This window comes from Microbacterium sp. MPR-TSA4 (assembly GCF_058792815.1).
This window is the reverse complement of the sequence record NZ_JBXAFF010000019.1, coordinates 40,048-59,197: the sequence shown is the minus strand read 5'-3', so window position 1 is coordinate 59,197 and position 19,150 is coordinate 40,048. Positions and strand designations below refer to the sequence as shown.

14 protein-coding genes are annotated in these 19,150 nt (G+C 72.5%); 12 read left to right on the top strand and 2 right to left on the bottom strand.

Annotated elements, in window-relative coordinates; genetic code table 11:
* The 5 genes from AC1Q49_RS09750 to AC1Q49_RS09730 form a co-directional block, all read left to right on the top strand.
* A partial coding sequence (locus AC1Q49_RS09750; RefSeq protein WP_492491890.1) for an EI24 domain-containing protein occupies positions 1 to 1,669 on the top strand: 1,669 nt, incomplete at its 5' end.
* Positions 1,669 to 2,136, top strand: coding sequence for a hypothetical protein (locus tag AC1Q49_RS09745; RefSeq protein WP_191008309.1), 468 nt, complete (start codon positions 1,669 to 1,671; stop codon positions 2,134 to 2,136). The genes AC1Q49_RS09750 and AC1Q49_RS09745, both read left to right, overlap by 1 nt.
* Complete coding sequence (locus AC1Q49_RS09740; protein WP_060959317.1) at positions 2,133 to 2,795, top strand: hypothetical protein; 663 nt, start codon at positions 2,133 to 2,135, stop codon at positions 2,793 to 2,795. The genes AC1Q49_RS09745 and AC1Q49_RS09740 overlap by 4 nt, the downstream gene beginning before the upstream one ends.
* Before the next feature lie 21 nt (positions 2,796 to 2,816).
* A complete protein-coding gene (gene hrpA / locus AC1Q49_RS09735; protein WP_492491888.1) occupies positions 2,817 to 6,833 on the top strand; it encodes an ATP-dependent RNA helicase HrpA in 4,017 nt (1,338 codons plus the stop codon).
* 51 nt (positions 6,834 to 6,884) lie between these two features.
* Positions 6,885 to 7,826 (top strand): quinone oxidoreductase family protein, encoded by a 942-nt coding sequence (locus tag AC1Q49_RS09730; protein ID WP_492491886.1) that lies wholly within the window; start codon positions 6,885 to 6,887, stop codon positions 7,824 to 7,826.
* A 10-nt stretch (positions 7,827 to 7,836) separates the two neighbouring features.
* Here the strand turns inward: AC1Q49_RS09730 and AC1Q49_RS09725 are convergent, their stop codons facing one another.
* Positions 7,837 to 9,180, bottom strand: coding sequence for a M20/M25/M40 family metallo-hydrolase (locus AC1Q49_RS09725; RefSeq protein WP_191008306.1), 1,344 nt, complete (start codon positions 9,178 to 9,180; stop codon positions 7,837 to 7,839).
* A 36-nt stretch (positions 9,181 to 9,216) separates the two neighbouring features.
* Here AC1Q49_RS09725 and AC1Q49_RS09720 point away from each other — a divergent pair, with 36 nt between their 5' ends.
* Positions 9,217 to 10,248, top strand: coding sequence for a Gfo/Idh/MocA family protein (locus AC1Q49_RS09720; protein ID WP_191008305.1), 1,032 nt, complete (start codon positions 9,217 to 9,219; stop codon positions 10,246 to 10,248).
* 1 nt (position 10,249) lies between these two features.
* The gene (locus tag AC1Q49_RS09715; RefSeq protein WP_492491883.1) at positions 10,250 to 11,143 is read left to right on the top strand and encodes an NYN domain-containing protein; all 894 of its coding nucleotides are present in this window, start codon (positions 10,250 to 10,252) and stop codon (positions 11,141 to 11,143) included.
* Between the two features lie 31 nt (positions 11,144 to 11,174).
* Here the strand turns inward: AC1Q49_RS09715 and citH are convergent, their stop codons facing one another.
* Positions 11,175 to 12,713 (bottom strand): citrate transporter CitH, encoded by a 1,539-nt coding sequence (citH, locus tag AC1Q49_RS09710; protein ID WP_060959416.1) that lies wholly within the window; start codon positions 12,711 to 12,713, stop codon positions 11,175 to 11,177.
* A gap of 139 nt (positions 12,714 to 12,852) precedes the next feature.
* On the opposite strand from citH, the gene AC1Q49_RS09705 reads away from it, so the two are divergent.
* The 5 genes from AC1Q49_RS09705 (at position 12,853) to AC1Q49_RS09685 (ending at position 19,134) form a co-directional block, all read left to right on the top strand.
* Positions 12,853 to 14,523 carry a sensor histidine kinase gene (locus AC1Q49_RS09705; RefSeq protein WP_492491881.1) on the top strand — a complete coding sequence of 557 codons (1,671 nt, stop codon included), beginning with the start codon at positions 12,853 to 12,855 and terminating at the stop codon, positions 14,521 to 14,523.
* Complete coding sequence (locus AC1Q49_RS09700) at positions 14,520 to 15,176, top strand: response regulator (protein ID WP_492491879.1); 657 nt, start codon at positions 14,520 to 14,522, stop codon at positions 15,174 to 15,176. The genes AC1Q49_RS09705 and AC1Q49_RS09700 overlap by 4 nt, the downstream gene beginning before the upstream one ends.
* A 110-nt stretch (positions 15,177 to 15,286) precedes the next feature.
* Positions 15,287 to 16,669 carry an MFS transporter gene (locus AC1Q49_RS09695; protein WP_060959413.1) on the top strand — a complete coding sequence of 461 codons (1,383 nt, stop codon included), beginning with the start codon at positions 15,287 to 15,289 and terminating at the stop codon, positions 16,667 to 16,669.
* 48 nt (positions 16,670 to 16,717) lie between these two features.
* Positions 16,718 to 18,010 carry a DUF4921 family protein gene (locus AC1Q49_RS09690; protein ID WP_492491876.1) on the top strand — a complete coding sequence of 431 codons (1,293 nt, stop codon included), beginning with the start codon at positions 16,718 to 16,720 and terminating at the stop codon, positions 18,008 to 18,010.
* On the top strand, positions 18,007 to 19,134 hold the full coding sequence (locus tag AC1Q49_RS09685; RefSeq protein ID WP_492491874.1) for a class I SAM-dependent methyltransferase: 1,128 nt from the start codon (positions 18,007 to 18,009) through the stop codon (positions 19,132 to 19,134). Before AC1Q49_RS09690 ends, AC1Q49_RS09685 begins: the two co-directional genes overlap by 4 nt.
* Positions 19,135 to 19,150: the final 16 nt, after the last annotated feature.

Sequence of the window (19,150 nt, the reverse complement as noted above, 5' to 3'; positions counted from 1 at the left end):
TCCCGACGCCGACACCGGGCCCGGCACCGACGCCCCCGACGGACGGAGACCGCTGATGACCCTTCCCGGCAACCCCGACGCGCTGGCCGAGCGCGCGGCGACCTACGTCTCGTCCGCCAGCCGCATCGAACGCGCCGCCGACGACCTCCGGGCGCTCGCGTATGCGAGCACCGCCCGCTCGCTGGACGCGATCCGCGAGCGCAGCGGCCAGGTGGCCGGAGACCTGAGCGCCGCCCACGGCCGTTACGCGGGCACGGCGCACGCGCTGGTCGAGTATGCGGCGGCGCTTCGCGACGCCCACCGCAAAGCCGACGAGGCCGACGCGAGCGAGGCGTACGCCGAGCGGCACGCCGGCAGCGCGGGCACGCAGGTCTCCGCGCTCGACCGGCACGTGCGCAGCCTGGAGCAGTCGGCCGCGCCCGCCGCGAACATCGAGACCGCGGAGCGTCAGCTCGCCGACGCGCGCGCCGCGGCCCGACGGTACGACGACGCCGCCTCGGCGGCCCGCGAGGCCCACGAACAGGCGCGACGCGACATGGAGGAGGCGGCGCAGCGCGCGATGGCGCTCATCGACAGCGCCATCGACGCGACCAACGAGGGGTGGCTCGATCGCGTCGGCAACTTCTTCGAGGGTCTCGGCTCGTTCTTCGCCGATCTGGCGAAGTGGGTCGGCGACTTCCTTCAGGATCTGTGGGACGAGCTCCAGCGACTCGTCTCGACCGTGCTCGCCCTGGTGGGGACCGTCCTGATCCTCGCGCTGGTCTATGCGCTGCTCTCGCTCATCCCCGTGATCGGTCCGCTCATCGCGGCCCTGGTGGTCGGACTGCTCGCGGGGTTCCTCCTCTCGAGCATCCTCTCGGACGTCCTCAAGCCCACCCCGCAGGTGAGCGAGTACGACCGCACCCGGCGGGAGAAGCGCGATTCGCAGGGCGAGCCCACCGATCTCGCGCACGCCATCAAGGATGCCGGCTACGTCGACTCCCTCGGCCACTACACCGCCGACAGCGCCGACGAGACCGTCATCAAGGTCACGAAGGTGGTCGACGCCGACGGGGTCGTGCGGTGGCGTGTCGCGCTGCCGAGCACGCAGGAGTGGCTCTCGCGGTTCAACGGCGACCAGGGCGCGGTCAACGACCTCGACAGCAACCTCGCCCTCATGCTCACGCCCTCCCTGCGCTCGCAGTACGAGCGCGCGGTCCTGCAGGCGATGCAGCAGGCCGGGGTCGGGCCGGACGACCCGGTGATGCTCGTCGGCTTCAGCCAGGGCGGGATCATGGCGGGCCACCTCGCGGCCTACAACTCCGACTACAACTGGGATGCGGTCGTGGTCGCCGGCGCACCGATCGACAGCATGCCCATCCCGTCCTCGACGACCGTGGTCTCGGTGCAGCACGACGGCGACCCGGTGCCGCGCCTCGACTCGGTGATCTCCCTCGGCACCGGCGGATACGCGCAGCAGCGGCCGAACTGGACGACGATCAACACGCCGTCGCCTCTGGCGGCTCAGGGCGTCGGCGGCATCCACAACGCCTCCGCCTACAACTCGACGCTGCAGAGCCAGATCGATCGGGTGCCGCCCGCCACGCAGGACGACCTCAACGCGTACTTCATCGGCGACGGCAGCACGTACGGTTATGACACGACCTACTACTCCTGGCAGGAGAAATGATGCCCGGAACGACTCGACTCGCCGTCGCCGCGGCCGCCGCGGTCCTCGCGGTGGCGGCGCTCACCGCATGCACCGGCGGAGGCGGCGCGCCCGCCGCGTCCAGCGCCGCACAGGAAGGAACCGACGTGGATCTGCAGAGCGTCTACGCCGCCGTCTCGGCGGCCGATCCGGGGGTCGAGGATCCGCTGGGCACCGTGAGCACCTCCGGCATGGCGAAGACCCTGTCGGTGAGCGTGCTGGTGCCCGCCGACGAGCCGGTCACCGCCGAGCGCCTCGTGGCGATCTTCGTCGCGATCCGCGACACCACGCCCGCGAGCATCGAGACGGTCACCGTGATCGCCCGCGATGCCGCGGACGAGGAGAAGATCGTCGATCTGTCCGCGGCGGTCGCGGGACTCCCCGACGATGTGACGGCGCTGCACGACGGCGGCGTCACGCTCAGTCGCGTCGACCTCGAGAAGCTGTGAGCGACGACGCCGTCCCGGAGCTCGTGTTCCGCCTCGTCGGCACCTGGTGGCCCGTGGCGCTGGACAGCGACGAGGAGGCGCGCGCCTCGGCGACCGACGTCGCCCGTGGCACGCTCGGCACCGCCGATCAGCACGCGACGGCCCGCCGTCGGATGCGCGACGACCTCGTGGAGGCGGCGCGGGCCGCGCGCGAGGCGCACGGACGACTGCTGCTGCTGCAGACGGAGCTCGGTCCCGGCGAGCCGATGTCGGCCATGCTGACGCTGTTCGACGACGATCGCCTCCGCATGAGCCCGTCGATCGGCACGAACCCGCAGCACGTGCTGGCGGTGCTCGAAGAGGCCCTGCCCACCATCGCGCCCGACATGGCCGCGACCGCCGTGCGACGCCCGTTCTCCGACGGAGAGGTCGTGCGCGCGCATCGCGTGGACGAGTCGGTCGAGTTCGAGGACGGTGCCCCGTTCACCCAGCGGCGGCTCGTCGCCCAGTACTGGTATCCCGTGCCGGACTCGAAGAAGCTGAGCCTCGTCGTGCTGTCGACCCCGCTCGGCGACATCCCGAACGCGCTCCTCGCCTACTTCGACGCGATCGTCGAGGTCTCGGGGTTTCGCCCGGCATCCGCGCCCGTCGTGGACCACGCGGGCACCGTGGCGCGCTGACGCGCAATACGATGGAGGGCTATGCCTCCCGTCGTCCCCGTGATCTCCTACCCCCCGGAGCTGCCCGTCAGCGCCGCGCGGGAGGAGATCTCGCGCGCCATCGCGACGCATCAGGTGGTCATCGTCGCCGGCGCGACCGGTTCGGGCAAGACGACGCAGCTGCCGAAGATCTGCCTGGAGCTCGGCCGCACCCGTATCGCCCACACCCAGCCGCGACGCATCGCCGCACGCACGATCGCGGAACGCATCGCGCACGAGCTGCAGGTGCCCCTCGGCGGCGCCGTCGGCTACAAGGTGCGCTTCACCGATCACGTCTCCGATGAGACGCAGGTCGCTCTGGTCACCGACGGCATCCTGCTCAACGAGATCCACCGCGACCGGTTGCTGCGCCGCTACGACACGATCATCATCGACGAGGCGCACGAGCGGTCGTTGAACATCGACTTCCTCCTGGGCTACCTCGCCCGGATCCTCCCGGAGCGTCCCGATCTCAAGGTCGTGATCACGTCGGCGACGATCGACCCGGAGAGCTTCGCACGGCACTTCGCGGATGCCGAGGGCACCCCCGCGCCGATCGTCGAGGTCTCCGGCCGCACGTACCCGGTCGAGATCCGCTACCGTCCGCACGTCCCCGAGGCCCCGGCCGTTGAGCGAGGCCCGAACGCCACCCCGGCCGCCGAGCGAGGCCCGAACGCCACCCCGGTCGTTGAGCGAGGCCCGAAGGGCCGAGTCGAAACGCCCGCCGACGGCGACGACGTCGACGCGCTGCTCGCCGCGCTGCGCGAGCTCGATCGCGAGGCCGACGGTGACGTGCTCGTCTTCCTGCCCGGTGAAGCCGAGATCCGCGACGCGATGGATGCCGTGCGCGGCATGTACGCAAGAGACACCCGCCCGACCGAGGTCCTCCCCCTCTACGGCCGTCTGTCGGCGGCGGAGCAGCACCGCGTCTTCGAGCCGTCCGGCGTCGCCGGGGTGCGGCGCCGGGTCATCCTCGCCACCAACGTCGCCGAGACGAGCCTCACCGTCCCCGGCATCCGCTACGTCGTCGACGCGGGCACCGCGCGCATCTCGCGCTACAGCGTCCGCTCCAAGATCCAGCGCCTGCCGATCGAGGCCATCTCGCAGGCCTCGGCGCAGCAGCGCTCCGGCCGTGCGGGACGCACGTCGCACGGCATCGCGATCCGGCTGTACGGCGAGGACGACTTCCGCTCGCGGCCGGAGTACACCGAGTCCGAGATCCTCCGCACGTCGCTCGCGTCGGTCATCCTGCAGATGCTCTCCCTCGGATTCGGCGACATCGAGGACTTCCCGTTCCTGACCAAGCCCGACAGCCGCGGGGTCAAGGCTGCGTTCGACCTGCTCACCGAGCTGCGCGCCGTCACGCCGTCGCGGCGGCTGACGTCGCTCGGACGCGAGATCGCACGCCTCCCGATCGATCCGCGGTTCGCGCGCATGCTGATCGAGGCGCGGCGCCTGCAGGTGTTGCCCGACGTCTTGGCCATCGTGGCCGGGCTGTCCATCCAGGACGTGCGCGAGCGGCCGTCGGTGGAGGACGGCGCCGGACGCGAGCAGGCCGATCGGCTCCACGCGCGGTTCACCGACCCGACCAGTGATTTCCTCACCCTGCTCAACCTCTGGAACCACCTGCAGCAACAGCAGCGTGAGCTCGGGTCGAGCGCGTTCCGGCGGTTGTGCCGCAGTGAGTTCCTGAACTACGTCCGCGTGCGCGAGTGGGTCGACGTGCACCGACAGCTGCGTCAGCTGATGGGCACGTCCTCGCGCACCGCCGCGGGCGACTCGCCGCGCACCGACGGGAGCGCCGCCGATCCCGCCCTGGTCCATCGCGCCATCCTCGCGGGGCTGCTCTCCCACATCGGCATCCTCGACACCCGCTCCGTGGCGGCGAAGGCCAGCGGCCGGCCCGCCGACAAGCGCAAGCCGATCCCGGTGTTCCGCGGCGCACGCGGGAGCGCGTTCGCGATCTTCCCCGGTTCGGCGCTGCGCAAGGCCACCCCCGACGCCGTCATGGCCGCCGAGCTCGTCGAGACGTCGCGTCTGTTCGCGCGCACCGTGGCGGCGATCGATCCGGCGTGGGCCGAGGAGCTCGCCGGCGATCTCGCCCACCGCCAGCTGAGCGATCCGCACTGGTCGAAGGATGCCGGCGCCGCCGTCGCCGCGGAGAAGGTCACGCTCTTCGGCGTCGAGATCATCCCCCGCCGGCGGGTGCAGCTGGCGAGGATCGACCGGCCGCTGGCACGCGAGCTGTTCGTGCGGCACGCGCTCGTCGACGGCGACTGGAACAGCCAGCACCTCGACAAGCGGCTGACGGCCTTCGAACGGCGCAACCTCGACCTGCGTCGCCGCCTCGAGAAGGTGGAGGAGCGCGAGCGCCGCCGCGACATCCTGGTCGGAGACGAGGCCGTCTTCGCCTTCTACGACTCCCGCCTGCCGTCCGACGTGTTCGATGTGCGCTCGTTCGAGTCGTGGTGGCGCGACGCCTCGGCGCGCACCCCGCGGCTGCTCGACATGACCGAGGCCGACCTGCAGGGCGACGCGTCGCGTTCCGATGAGCGCGCGTTCCCGGGCCGGTGGCATCAGGGCGATCAGGTGCTCTCCCTCGCGTACCGCTTCGAGCCGGGCGATCCCGAGGACGGCGTGAGCGTGGTCGTCCCGCTTCCGCTGCTGGCGGGGCTCCGACCGGACGGCTTCGACTGGCAGGTCCCGGGGCTGCGCGCGGAACTGACCACCGCGCTGCTGAAGGCGCTGCCCAAGGCGATCCGCCGCCACGTGGTGCCGGCCGCCGACTGGGCGGCCCGCCTCGGCGAGGAGCTCAGCGACGCCGGGCCCGAGCATCACGACGGGCTTCCGCCGCAGACGCTGCGCGCCGCCCTCGCGACCCGCATCCAGCGCATCGCGAACCAGCCGGTGACGGTCGCCGATTTCGACCTCGACCGCGTGCCCTCCCACCTGCTCGTGACGTTCCGCGCCGTCGACCACCGCGGCCGCTCGGTCGGCACCTCGCGCGATCTGGGCGAGCTGCAGGATCGGCTCGCGAGCCGTGCCCGTGAGCAGGTGGCGCGCACCCTCGCGCGCGAGACGCCGCCCGCGGCCCGCGTCGCACGGGCGGCGGCCGGCGCGCCGCCCGCCGCCGCGGCCGCCGCGGCCCCCGCTCTCGCGGAGCGCACCGGCATCCTCACGTGGGACCTCGGCACGCTGCCGGAGGTGGTCGACACCAAGGTCGCCGGCGGCGTCGTGCGCGGCTACCCCGCTCTCGTCGACGAGAAGGATGCCGTCGCCCTGCGCATCGAGGCGACGCCGGAACGGGCCGAACGCCTGACCCATGCCGGCGTGCGCCGGTTGCTGCTGCTGGCCGTCTCCTCCCCCAGCGCCTACGTGCTCGATCACCTCACCGCGGCCGAGAAGCTCTCGCTGGCCGCGTCCCCGTACCCGTCGGCCAAGGCTCTCATCGAGGATGCGCGCGTCGCGGTCGCCGACGCCGTGCGGGACCGCGTGGCCCCCGGCGGCGTACGCACGCCGGAGCAGTTCGCGGCCGTCCGCGACGCGTTCTCGGCCGCCGTGGTCGACGAGCTCTTCCAGGCGGTGTCGCTCACGGCGCGCATCCTCACGCTCCAGCGCGACGTCGACAGGGCGATCAAGGGCCAGAACTCGATGACGCTGCTCACCGCGCTGGGCGACGTGAAGGGGCAGCTGGCGGGACTGATCTTCCCGGGGTTCGTGTCGCGGTCCGGTCTCGACCGCCTCCGGCACCTGCCGCGTTACCTGCAGGGCGCGCTCGAACGAGTCCGGACCCTCGCCGACAACCCCGGCCGCGACCGGCAGCGGCTGACCGAGTTCGAGCGCGCCGCCGCGCTCTACGCCGACGCGGGGGGCACGCTGCCCCTGCCCGCCGACGCGACGCCGGCGCTGACGCACGCGCGGTGGCTGCTGGAGGAGTACCGGGTGAGCCTGTTCGCGCAGGCGCTCGGCACCGCCGAGCCGGTCTCGCTCCCCCGCATCACCAAGGCGCTCAGCGCCTGATCCGGCCGCCCCGGCGCGGAATACGGGCCGGGCGGGGCCGTTGCATCCCGCATGAGCACCGCGATCGTGTACACCGAGTTCGGAGGACCCGAGGTCCTCACCGTCGCCGACGTCGAGGTGCCCGCCCCCGGGCCCGGAGAGGTCACCGTCCGCATCGAGGCGGTTGGCGTCAACCCCATCGACCACAAGCTGCGCTCGGGCCTGCGCGCATCGGACCCGATCGTCGAGCCGCGCCGCCTGGGCTCGGATGCCGCCGGCATCGTCACGGCGGTCGGATCCGAGGTCGAGGGCTTCCGGGTCGGCGACCCCGTGGTCGTCTTCGGCGCCGCCGGCACCTACGCGAGCGCGCTGACGACCTCCGCCGCGCACGTCTCACCGCGTCCCCCGCAGGTGTCGGCCGCCGAGGGGGCCGCCCTCGGCATCCCCGTCGGGACGGCGTACCAGACGCTCCGCTCGCTCGCGGTGGGCGCCGAAGACACCGTGCTCATCCACGGCGGCTCGGGAGCCGTCGGGCAGGCCGCCATCCAGCACGCGGTGCTCTCGGGCGCGACCGTGCTCGCGACGACGAGCGACCGTCGGGCCGACCGGGTGCGGGCGCTCGGCGCGCATCCCCTGCCCTACGGCGCCGCCGTCGTGGACGACGTGCGCCGGCTCGCGCCGCAGGGCGTCACGGTCGCCATCGACCTCGCCGGCACCGACGACGCACTGCAGCAGTCACGCGAGCTCGTCGCCGATCATCGCCGCATCGCGACGCTGGTGCGCGGGAAGGATGCCGCAGCCCTCGGCATCCGGGCCTTCAGCGGCGGCAGCCCCGTGCCCTTGACGGCGCAGGAGCAGGCGTGGCGGGCCGAGGCCGTCCCGGTCACGGTCGCCCTCCTCGCGGCCGGACGGTTCCGCATCGAGCTCGGACCGCGGCTGCCGCTGGCCGAGGCGGCGGAGGCGCACCGGCTCGTCGCCGCCGGCGCCGACGGCAAGATCGTGCTGGTGCCCTGACCCTCCCGGCTCAGCTGGCCGCGATGAGGGCCCGGTAGAAGCGGATGCCGGCCAGCCACGACGCGACCCGGATGCGCTCGTTGTGCGAGTGCAGAGCGTCGCGTTCGGCGCGCGTGAGGTGGAACGGCGTGAAGCGGTAGACGTGCGCGCTGATGGCGGTGAACCACCGGCTGTCGCTCGCACCGAGCTGGATGTAGGGCGTCGTGACGACCTCCTCGCCCAGCGTCTCGCGGACCGCCGTGGCGATGCGCCGCCACGGCCGTCCGCGCCACGGCGAGACCGGCGACGGATCGGACCCGTGCCGCACCTCCACCTCGACATGCGGGTCGGCGACGACGCGGCGGATCCGCGCCGTCGCGGAGGCGACCGTGTCGCCCGTGAGCAGGCGGACGTTGACCGCGGCGCGCGCGGTCGTCGCGAGGACGTTCTCGCCCGGGGCGCCCGACAGCTCGGTGGCGACGGCGGTGGTGCGCACCATCGCGTTCATCTCCGGCCCGAGCCGGGGGAAGACCCGCGCCACCACCGGCGCCAGCAGGCCCAGATTGGCGAACACCGTCCGCAGCGGCTGAGCGGCGTGCGGGGCGAGGGTGGCGAAGAGCGCCCGCACCGGCGGCGCGATGCGGGCGGGGAACGGGTGCCGGTGGATGCGGTCGATCGCCCGGGCCAGGCGCGCCGTCGCCGGGAAGGCCGGCGGCGTCGACGCGTGCCCGCCGCCCTCCCGGGCGGTGAGACGGAGCGTCATGACGCCTCGCTCGGCGACACCCACCATCGCGGTGGGCACCGAGATCCCCGGCACGACGCCCTCCACCACGGCGCCGCCCTCGTCCAAGACGAGACCGGGCTCCACGCCGCGCTCGCGCAGCAGCGCGACGATCGCCCGGGCGCCCCCGCCGGCGGTCTCCTCGTTGTGCCCGAAGGCGAGATAGACGTCGTGCTGGGGTGAGAAGCCGTCGGCGACGAGCGCCTCGACCGCTTCGAGGATGGCGACGAGCGCGCCCTTGTCGTCGATCGCTCCGCGCGCGTGGATGGCCGCATCCGCGCCCTCGCCGGCGATCTCCGCGGCGAACGGCGGGAGATCCCACTCCTGCTCGACCACGGGCACGACATCCAGATGCGCCATCAGCACGAGCGGGTCCGCCCCGCCGCGGGCGCCCGGCCAGCGGTAGAGCAGCGAATGCCCGTCGACGACCTCGCGCTCCAGCACGGCATGCAGCGCCGGATACAGGCGCACAACCGCGTCGAGCAGCCGGTCGAAGGGCTCCCAGTCGATGAGGCCCTCGTCGGCATGCGAGACGGTCGGAATCTGCAGCAGCTCACGGAACCGGGCGATCGAGGCGGCGTTGTCGGCACTCACGGCTCGAGCCTACGCGGCCGCCGATAGGCTCGAGGCATGACCGACATCGCTCCCGGCAGCCCCGGCGCCGCCTCCCCGATCCCCGGCGCCCCCGTCCGCTGGGGCATCCTGGCGACGGGCGGCATCGCCCACGCCTTCACGAAGGATCTCCGGACCGCGGGGCTGACGGTCACCGCGGTCGGTTCGCGTCGCGCCGAGTCCGCGGAGGCGTTCGCGCAGGAGCACGGCATCCCCCGCGCCCATGGCTCGTACGAGGAGCTGGTCGCCGACCCCGAGGTCGACATCGTCTACGTCGCCTCGCCGCACAGTCATCATCGCGAGCACGCCGTCCTCGCTCTCGAGGCCGGAAAGCACGTCCTCATCGAGAAGGCGGTGACGCTCGACGCCGACGAGGCCGTCGCGATCCGCGACATCGCGGCCGGCCGCGGACTGCTCGCGATGGAGGCGATGTGGACGCGGTACCTGCCGCACATGGTGCGCATCCGCGAGCTCATCGCCGACGGGACGATCGGCGAGGTGCGCACGGTCGTGGCCGACCACACCCAGTCGCTCCCGCTCGATCCCGGCCACCGCCTGAACGCCCTCGAGCTCGGCGGCGGTGCCCTGCTGGACCTCGGCATCTACCCGGTCTCCTTCGCATGGGACGTGCTCGGACCGATGACCGAGGTGCGCGCGGTCGGTCGGCTCGGCGAGACGGGCGCCGACACCGAGGTCGCGATCGCCGCCGTCCACGAAGGAGGCGCGGTGTCGTCGCTCGTCACGAGCTCGCGCGCCGCCGGACCGAACGCGGCGCACGTCATCGGCACGGCCGCCCGCATCGACATCGACCGCGTGTGGTACGAGCCCACCTCCTTCCGCGTGACCGCGACCGACGGCACGGTCATCGAGGAGTACCGCTCCACCGTCGACGGGCGCGGCATGCAGTTCCAGGCTCTGTACGCCGAGGCGCTGCTGCGCGCGGGACGCACCGACAGCGACCTCCTCCCGTTCGACGAGTCGATCGCGATCATGGCCGCCCTCGACGGCGTGCGAGCCCAGCTCGGCGTGACCTACCCGAAGGGGCACTGACATGGCCGAGCTGCAGGGCAACCGCGTCGCGGTGTATCTCGACTTCGACAACATCGTGATGAGCTGGTACGACCGCGTGCACGGGCGCAACTCCTACGCGGCCGACCGGCAGAAGATCATCGCCGACCCCGACGCGCCCGAGATCGCCCAGCGCCTCAAGGACGCGACGATCGACGTCGGCGCGATCATCGACTACGCGGCATCCTTCGGCACCCTGGTGCTCACGCGGGCCTACGCCGACTGGTCGTCGCCGGTGAACGCGCTGTACCGCTCGCAGCTCGTCGCGCGCGCCGTCGACCTCGTCCAGCTGTTCCCGGCCGCCGCGTACGCGAAGAACGGCGCCGACATCCGCCTGGCCGTCGACACGGTCGAGGACATGTTCCGCCTGCCCGACCTCACCCACGTCGTCATCGTGGCGGGAGACAGCGACTACGTGCCGCTCGCGCAGCGCTGTAAGCGTCTCGGCCGGGTCGTCGTCGGAGTCGGCGTCGCCGGGTCGACCGCGAAGTCGCTCGCCGCGGCATGCGACCAGTTCGACGCCTACGACTCGTTGCCCGGCGTCGTTCCGCCGGCGGCGGCCGCCACCGCACAGAAGAAGACGGATTCCGCGGCCACGACGTCTTCCCGCCGCCGCAAGAAGGCGGAGGACCCGACGGCCGAGCTCCTGGGCCGCGCCCTGCGGCTGGAGCAGGAGCGCACCGACGACGAATGGGTGCATCTGTCGGCCGTGAAGAACCTCCTCAAGCGGATGGACCCCTCGTTCAGCGAGAAGGCTCTCGGCCACCGGTCGTTCTCCGACTTCGTCAAGGCGCACCCGACCGTCGCGGACATCGACGAGACCACCAACATCGTCCGCGTGCGCCCGCACACGACCGACACGGCCGACGAGGGCTGACCCCCGCCGGCCGCGCCGGACGGACGAGCGGTCAGCCGGCGAAGGGGATCGCCCCGACCAGGACGCCGACCGCGAGCATCGCGAGCGAGACGAGCGTCGCCCGCCACAGCACCTTCTTGTGGTGGTCGCCGAGGTTGACGTTCGCGAGGGACACGAGCAGCAGGATCGCCGGCACGAGCGGGCTCTGCAGGTGCACCGGCTGGCCGGTGATCGAGGCCCGCGCCATCTCGACGGGCGCGATCCCGAAGTGCGACGCGCTCTCGGCGAGCACCGGCAGGATGCCGAAGTAGAAGGCGTCGTTCGACATGAAGAACGTGAACGGGATCGACAGCACTCCCGTGATCACGGCGAGGAACGGGCCCAGCTCGGCGGGGATGACCGAGGTGATCCACGAGGCCATCGCGGTCACCATGCCCGTGCCGTTGAGCACGCCCACGAGCACGCCCGCGGCGAGCACCATCGACACCACGCCGACGATCGACGGGGCGTGGGCGACGATCTCGTCGGCCTGGCTCTTCAGCTTCGGGAAGTTCACGATCAGCGCGATCGCCGCTCCCACCATGAAGACGAACGCCAGCGGGAACAGGTCCAGGATCAGCAGCACCATCACCGCGACCGTCAGCGCGAGGTTGAACCAGATGAGCCGCGGGCGCAGCGTGGGCCGGTTCGGATCGAGCATCGTGTCGGCCATGGCGGTGTCGGCGGCATCCACGAGGGCGGTCGCCGCGACGGCCTCGCGGGCGCCGCGCACGGTCACGATGTTGCCGGTGCGCAGCGTCGCCGCGGCTCCCGGCTTGGGCTCGGCCCCGCGGAACAGGCGCGGCGCGCCGAAGATGCCGTCGCCGCGGGTCGCCTCGATCCGCGTGGTGTCGACCACGCCGGCGAGGCGGCGGCGCTCGCTCAGGCCGAGGAACCACGCGAAGGCGAGGGAGATCACGAGACCCGTCGCGAGCGAGGGCAGCATCGGCACGAAGATGTCGGTGGGCTCCAGTGAGAGAGCGGATGCCGCGCGCACCGTCGGCCCGCCCCACGGCACGATGTTCAGGGTGCCGTTCATCAGCCCCGCCACGCACGTGAGCACGACCGGGCTCATCCCCAGCCGGAGATAGATCGGCAGCATCGCGGAGGTGGTGATGATGAAGGTCGTCGATCCGTCGCCGTCCAGCGACACGGCCCCGGCGAGCAGCGCCGTGCCGAGCACGACCTTCGCGGGGTCGTCCCCCAGCACCCGCGTGATGACGCGGATGAGGGGGTCGAACAGCCCGACGTCGATCATGATGCCGAAGTACATGATCGCGAACATCAGCAGCGCCGCGGTCGGCGCCATCGATTTGATCGCGTCGATGATCATGTCGCCGAGCCCGAGACCGGCACCGGCGAACAGGCCGAAGATCGTCGGCACCACGATCAGCGCGACCATCGGCGTCAGGCGGCGCGTCATGATCAGCGCCATGAAGGTCAGCACCATCGTGAACCCGAGCACGACGAGCACCCCGTCCGAGGGCGTGAACGCCAGATCGTAGCCGTCGTCGGCGGCGGCCGCGACGAGACCGAGGGGAACAGGGGGCATCTCGACTCCTTCGTCAGCGGCCGACGTTCGTCGTCGACCGGATGCCGCGAATCTAGGGACCGCGCCGCGGCGGCGCGCGCTATCTCTCATTCCCGCGACTTCTGCGCGAAGCGCGAGTTCAGCGCATTATGCTCACCAGATGAGATTCGCGACGCGCGCGGCGCTGCTGCTGCTGGCGACGGTGGTCGCCGTCGTCGCGGTGTGCGTCGTGGTCTTCGTGATCCTCGGCGTCCAGCTGCTGCGCGCGGAGGCGGAGACCTCCGCGCTCAACATCGCCCGTACGATCGCCGTCGATCCGCAGGTGCGCGCCGAGGTCGCCGCGATCAGCGCCGATCCGGGCACGCCCGACGGTGCCGAGCTCCGCGACGGAGAGCTGCAGCGCCTGGCCGACGCCGTGACGGCGCGCACCGGGACGCTGTTCGTCGTCATCGCCGACGACCACGGCATCCGTCTCGCCCACCCCGACCCCGACCAGCTGGGCCGGCCGGTCAGCACGGACTACCGTCAGGTGCTCGCCGGCAACGAGGTCGTGACGTGGGAGGAGGGGACCCTCGGCGTCTCGGCGCGCGCGAAGGTGCCGATCCTCCCGCCCGACGGCGAGGGCACCGCCCCCGTCGGCGAAGTGAGCGTCGGATTCGAGCCCTCGAGCGTGTTCGACGACCTCCCGGCGCTGCTGGGCGGCATCGCCGCCGCGGCCGGCGCGGGGATCCTGGTGGCCGCGCTCGCCGGACTGGTGCTGCGACGGCGGTGGGAACGAGTGACGCTGGGCTTGCAGCCGGAGGAACTGGTCGCCCTGGTGCAGAACCAGGCCGCGGTGCTCGACGGTGTGGGCGACGGCGTCGTCGCGCTCGACGGGGAGGGGACGGTGCGCCTGTGCAACGAGACCGCCCGCCGGCTCCTCGATCTCGACGCCCCCGAGGGGCGCACGCTGGAGGAGCTCGGGGTCGCACCGGCCATCCTCGTCGCCGTGCGCGAAGGGACCGCGGGCGACGGGATCGTGGTGGGCGATCGGGTGCTCTATGTCGACGCCCAGCCGGTCCGTCGCGAGGGGCGCGACCTCGGGGCCGTCCTGATCGTGCGCGACCGCACCGACATCGTGGCCCTCACGGAGCGGCTCGACACCGTGCGCGCGATGACCGGCGCGCTGCGCGTCCAGCGACACGAGTTCGCCAACCGCCTGCACGTCGCGGCCGGCCTGCTCGACGCGGGGCGCGACCGCGAGGCGCGCGAGTTCCTGGGCGATCAGCTGCAGCGCGGCCCGGTGGACTATCCGGTCGAGAACCTCGATCTGATCGGCGATGCCCTCCTGCATGCGCTCATCGGCGCCCACGCGCTCGAAGCCGGCGAGCGCGGCGTCCGCGTGTCGATCGATCCCGACTCCCTGCTGCTGTCGCCGCTGCGCGACGTCGAGGACGTCGCCGCCGTGCTCGGCAATCTCGTCGACAACGCCGTGCGGGCGGCGGTCGCCGGTCCCGAGCCGCGGGAGGTGCGGATCGGCTGCTTCGGCGACGGCCCGGACCTCGTCCTCACGGTCGCCGACTCGGGCGCGGGCGTCCCCGACGACGCCGACCTCTTCCGTCGCTCCGCACGGCCCGCCTCCGATCTCGACCGCGTGCACGGGCTCGGCGTCGGCCTTCCGCTGTCGCGGGAGCTCGCCCGGCGCCGCGGCGGCGAGGTCTGGCTGATCGATCCCGGCGGACGCGGCCCCGCGGGCTCGGGCACGGGGGCCGTGTTCGGCGCGCGTCTCGTGGACGTGCTGGACGCCGGCACCGCCGCGGACCCCGCATCCGGAAAGGACTCCGCCCGATGAGCTCACCCGTCCGCGTCCTCGTGGTCGACGACGACTTCCGGGTCGCCGGCCTGCACCGCGACATCGTCGCGGAGCGTCCCGGCTACACCGCGCTGGAGCCGGTGCGCACCCTCGCCGCGGCGAGCGCCGCCGTGCGGGCCGACCGGCCCGACCTCATGCTCGTCGACGCGTACCTCCCGGACGGCGACGGCATCGGCTTCGTGCAGGCCTGCGGCGTCGACGCCGTCGTCCTGTCCGCCGCCGCGGACGCCGCGACGGTCCGCCGCGGGCTGCGCGCGGGGGCGCTGGGCTACCTCGTCAAGCCGTTCGAGCGCCGCGCGCTGACCGACCTGCTGGATCGCTATCTGCGCTTCCGGAACCTGCTCGACGAGTCGCGCACCGTCTCGCAGGAGGAGATCGACCGCGCGCTGGCGCTCCTGCGCGCCGGCGGCGAGACCCCGTCGGTGTCGCGGTCGGCGACCGAGCAGGTGATCCTCGAGGCGCTCGGCGACGACGAGTCGTCGGCGTCGGAGATCGCCGACCGTGCCGGCGTCTCGCGCGCCACCGCGCAGCGGCATCTGTCGGCGATGGCGGCCCGCGGAGTCGTGGACGTGCGTCTGCGCTACGGCACCACCGGTCGCCCGGAGCACCGCTACCTGCGCGTGCGTGCGTGAGCGCACAGGAGCTGTGCGGCACTGAACCTTGTACCTGAATCACTTTTCAGGTAGCGTCCACGTCGCGGCATCCCCCCGCCGCACCGCGCTCTACAAGGAGGTATCAGCGCATGGCTTCAGCCACCCCGCCAGACACCACGCAGCCGTCGTCCGGGCTCCGCCGGGTCGTCAGCGCCTCGATGGCCGGCACGATCGTCGAGTGGTACGAGTTCTTCCTCTACGCCACGGCCGCGACGCTCGTGTTCAACCTGATCATGTTCCCCCCGTCGGACGATCCGTACGCGGGCATCATCGCCGCCTTCGTCACGTACGCCGTCGGGTTCGTCGCGCGCCCTCTCGGCGGCATCGTCTTCGGCCACTTCGGCGACAAGTACGGACGCAAGAAGCTGCTGCAGCTCGCGATCATCCTCGTCGGCGTCGCCACCTTCCTGATGGGCTGCCTGCCCACCTTCCAGCAGGTCGGGTACTGGGCTCCGGCGCTGCTCGTGCTGCTGCGCTTCGCCCAGGGCTTCGCCGTCGGCGGAGAGTGGGGCGGCGGCGTGCTCCTGGTGGCCGAGCACTCCCCCGACAAGACCCGCGGCTTCTGGGCCTCGTTCCCGCAGGCGGCCGTCCCCATCGGCAACCTCGTCGCCACGATCGTCCTGCTCGTGCTCAGCCGCACGCTCTCCCCCGAGGCCTTCCTGGCGTGGGGTTGGCGCGTGGGCTTCTGGCTCTCGGTGGTCATCGTCGCGATCGGCTACTACATCCGCACGAAGATCACCGACGCGCCGATCTTCCTCGAGGCGCAGAAGGAGGTCGAGGAGCAGAAGCACGTGCGCTACGGCGTCTTCGAGGTGCTGCGCCGCTACCCGCGCGGCGTGCTGACCGCGATGGGCCTGCGCTTCGCCGAGAACATCATGTACTACCTCGTCGTGACGTTCTCCATCACCTACCTGAAGATCGCACTCGGCGTCGACACGGCCGAGATCCTCGGGATGCTCGTGATCGCCCACATCGTGCACATGATCGTGATCCCCCTCGTGGGCGGCCTCGCCGACCGGATCGGCCGCAAGCCCGTCTACGCGATCGGCACCGTCGGCGCCGCCGCCTGGGGCTTCATCGCCTTCCCCATGTTCAACACGACGCAGCCGCTCATCATCATCCTGGCGATCTGCCTGGGCCTGGTCATCCACTCGTTCATGTACGCCCCGCAGCCGGCGATCATGTCGGAGATGTTCCCGACCCGCATGCGCTACTCGGGCGTCTCGCTCGGGTACCAGGTCACCTCGATCGTCGCCGGCTCGCTCGCCCCGATCATCGCGACCGCGCTCCTGTCGGCCTACGGCACCTACATCCCGGTCGCGCTGTACCTCGCCGTCGCCGCCGCCATCACGCTCGTCGCGGTGGTCTCGATGCGCGAGACGAAGGGCAGCTCGCTCCACGAGCTCGACCGCGTCGACCGCGAGCGCCTGGTGGCCGAGACCGGCACGGTCCGCGTTCAGGCCGGCCGCTGACCGCGGACGTCGAGGGGCGGATGTCGGCCGCGTCGGTAGGCTGAAGGGATGAGCGACGGTGCGGCACGAGCGATCCGGCGCCTCCCCGACGGCACGGTCAAGCAGATCGGCCCGCTGACCGGGACGCGGGTGTGGACGGTCCCGGGGCGGGCGAGTCGGCCTCTGGGGCTCGCCCGCGACGACACCCGCCGGCTCGGCCCGGGCGAGGATCGGCGGCTCTGCGCCTTCTGCGTCGACCGCTACTTCGAGACCACGCCGGAGAAGGCCCGCCTGGTGGGACCGCACTTCGAGGAGCTGCGACGCGTCCCCGCCTCCGCACTGAACGACACGGTCGCCGAGTTCCGGCGCTTCGCGAACCTCTTCGAGATCGTCTCGGCGGAGTACTGGCGCGAGAACCACGGCTTCCGTCAGCCCGCGCACGTCTTCCGGTGGGCCGAGGAGTACCTGTCCGACCCCGTCGGGCGCGTCCACCTCGAGAAGCTCGCCGAGATCCGCGCGCAGGCCGCGGGCACCGAGACCAGCCTCGAAGAGGCGGCTCTGGATCTGCTCGGCGGCTCCCACGACGTCGTGGTGGCGCGACGCCATGTCGTCGACGGCGCGACCACCGACGCCGAGCTGGCCTCCTCGGGCACCCTCACGCCCGACGAGCACGCCGCGTACGTCGCCTTCACGGTGCGGGCCCTCGCGGAGATCCAGGCCGCGCAGCCGCACGCCGCCTACGTCAGCGTGTTCCAGAACTGGCTGCGCCCCGCCGGCGCCTCCTTCGAGCACCTCCACAAGCAGCTCGTCGCGATCGACGAGCACGGGCCGCAGGTCGACCACGAGCTGCGGCTGCTCTCCCACGATCGCGACCTCTACCAGCACGAGATCGCCGACCTCGCCGTGGCCGAACGCCTCGTCGTCGCCGCGAACGACGGTGCCGTCGCGTTCGCCGGCGTCGGCCACCGCTATCCCGCCTTCGAGATCTTCTCGACCTCTGACGCCAATCTGCCGCAGGACCATACGGATACCGGCATCCGCGCCGTGTCCGACCTGCTGCACGCTCTGCACGCCGCCACCGGCGTCCACGTCCCGACCAACGAGGAATGGCACTACCGACCGCCGGGTGCACCGTGGCCCATGCCGTGGCGGGTCGTGCTGAAGTGGCGCATCTCGACGCCCGCCGGATTCGAGGGCGGCACGAAGATCTACGTCAACACGATCGACCCGTGGGAGCTGCGCCGCCGCGCGGTCGCGACGCTGCACGGGCTGCGCGACGCGGGCGCCCTGGCCACCGGCATCCGCATCGGCGATGAGTGCACGCCGGACGACGCCGTGCTGCACTATGCGGACCCGGCGTGAGCTTCCCGTTCGAGCGCCTGCGTCGCGCGCCCGACATCGAGGGTGAGGGTCTGGTCGCCGCGGATGCCGCGGACCGGCTCATCCTCGACGAGTCGGCGGCGCTGCGCACCGCGGCGGGGCCGGGTGAGATCGTCGTCATCGGGGACGGCTACGGCGCCCTCGCACTCGGCGCGGCCTTCTCCGGCGCGCGTGACGTGCGGGTGCACCAGGACGCGCTCTCGGGCGAACGCGCGCTCGGCGCGAACGCGCAGGCGCTCGGCCTGGACGACCGGGTGTCGTCGGGTGCTCTGGACGCGGCGCTGGTGTCGGGGGCGCGCGTCGTGCTGCTGCGACTGCCGCGCGCGCTCGATGCGCTGCGCGACATCGCCGGGCTGATCGCCGCACACGCGGCATCCGATGTCGTCGTGGTCGCCGGCGGGCGGCTCAAGCACATGACCGTCGCGATGAACGACGTGCTGCGCAGCGCGTTCGACACTCTCGACGTCACGCATGCGCGGCAGAAGTCGCGGGTGCTGATCGCCCGCGACCCGCGCGGCGGCGGCGATCCCGTGCCGGCCGCGGCGCGCATCGACGGGCTGGAGGTGCGGGCGTTCGGCGGCGCGTTCGCCGGCGCGCGACTGGACATCGGCACGCGCGCGCTGCTGGCGGCGCTGGACGCGGCGCCCGCCGCCCCGGCGGGCGGCACCCCCGACGATCCCTGGATCGACCTCGCGTGCGGCACCGGGATCATCGGCGCCTGGCTCGCCCGGCGGCATCCGGCGGCCCACGTGTACGCGAGCGACCCGTCGGCCGTCGCCGTGGCATCCGCCCGGGCGACGGCGGCCGCCAACGGCCTCGCTGACCGCGTGATGGTCGCTCGTGCCGACGGTCTGGAGCAGCGCGCGGACGCGTCCGCGTCGTTCATCGCCCTGAACCCGCCCTTCCATTCCGGCGCCGCGCTGACCGCGGGCATCGCCGAACGCCTGTTCGCCGACGCGGGACGGGTGCTGCGCCCCGGCGGCGAGCTGTGGTGCGTGTGGAACTCGCCCCTGCGATACCGACCCGCACTGGATCGGCTGGTCGGTCCGACCCGTCAGATCGCGCGCGACGCGAAGTTCACGGTGACGGTGTCGACGAGGCGCTGATCCCGCCGGAGCGAGC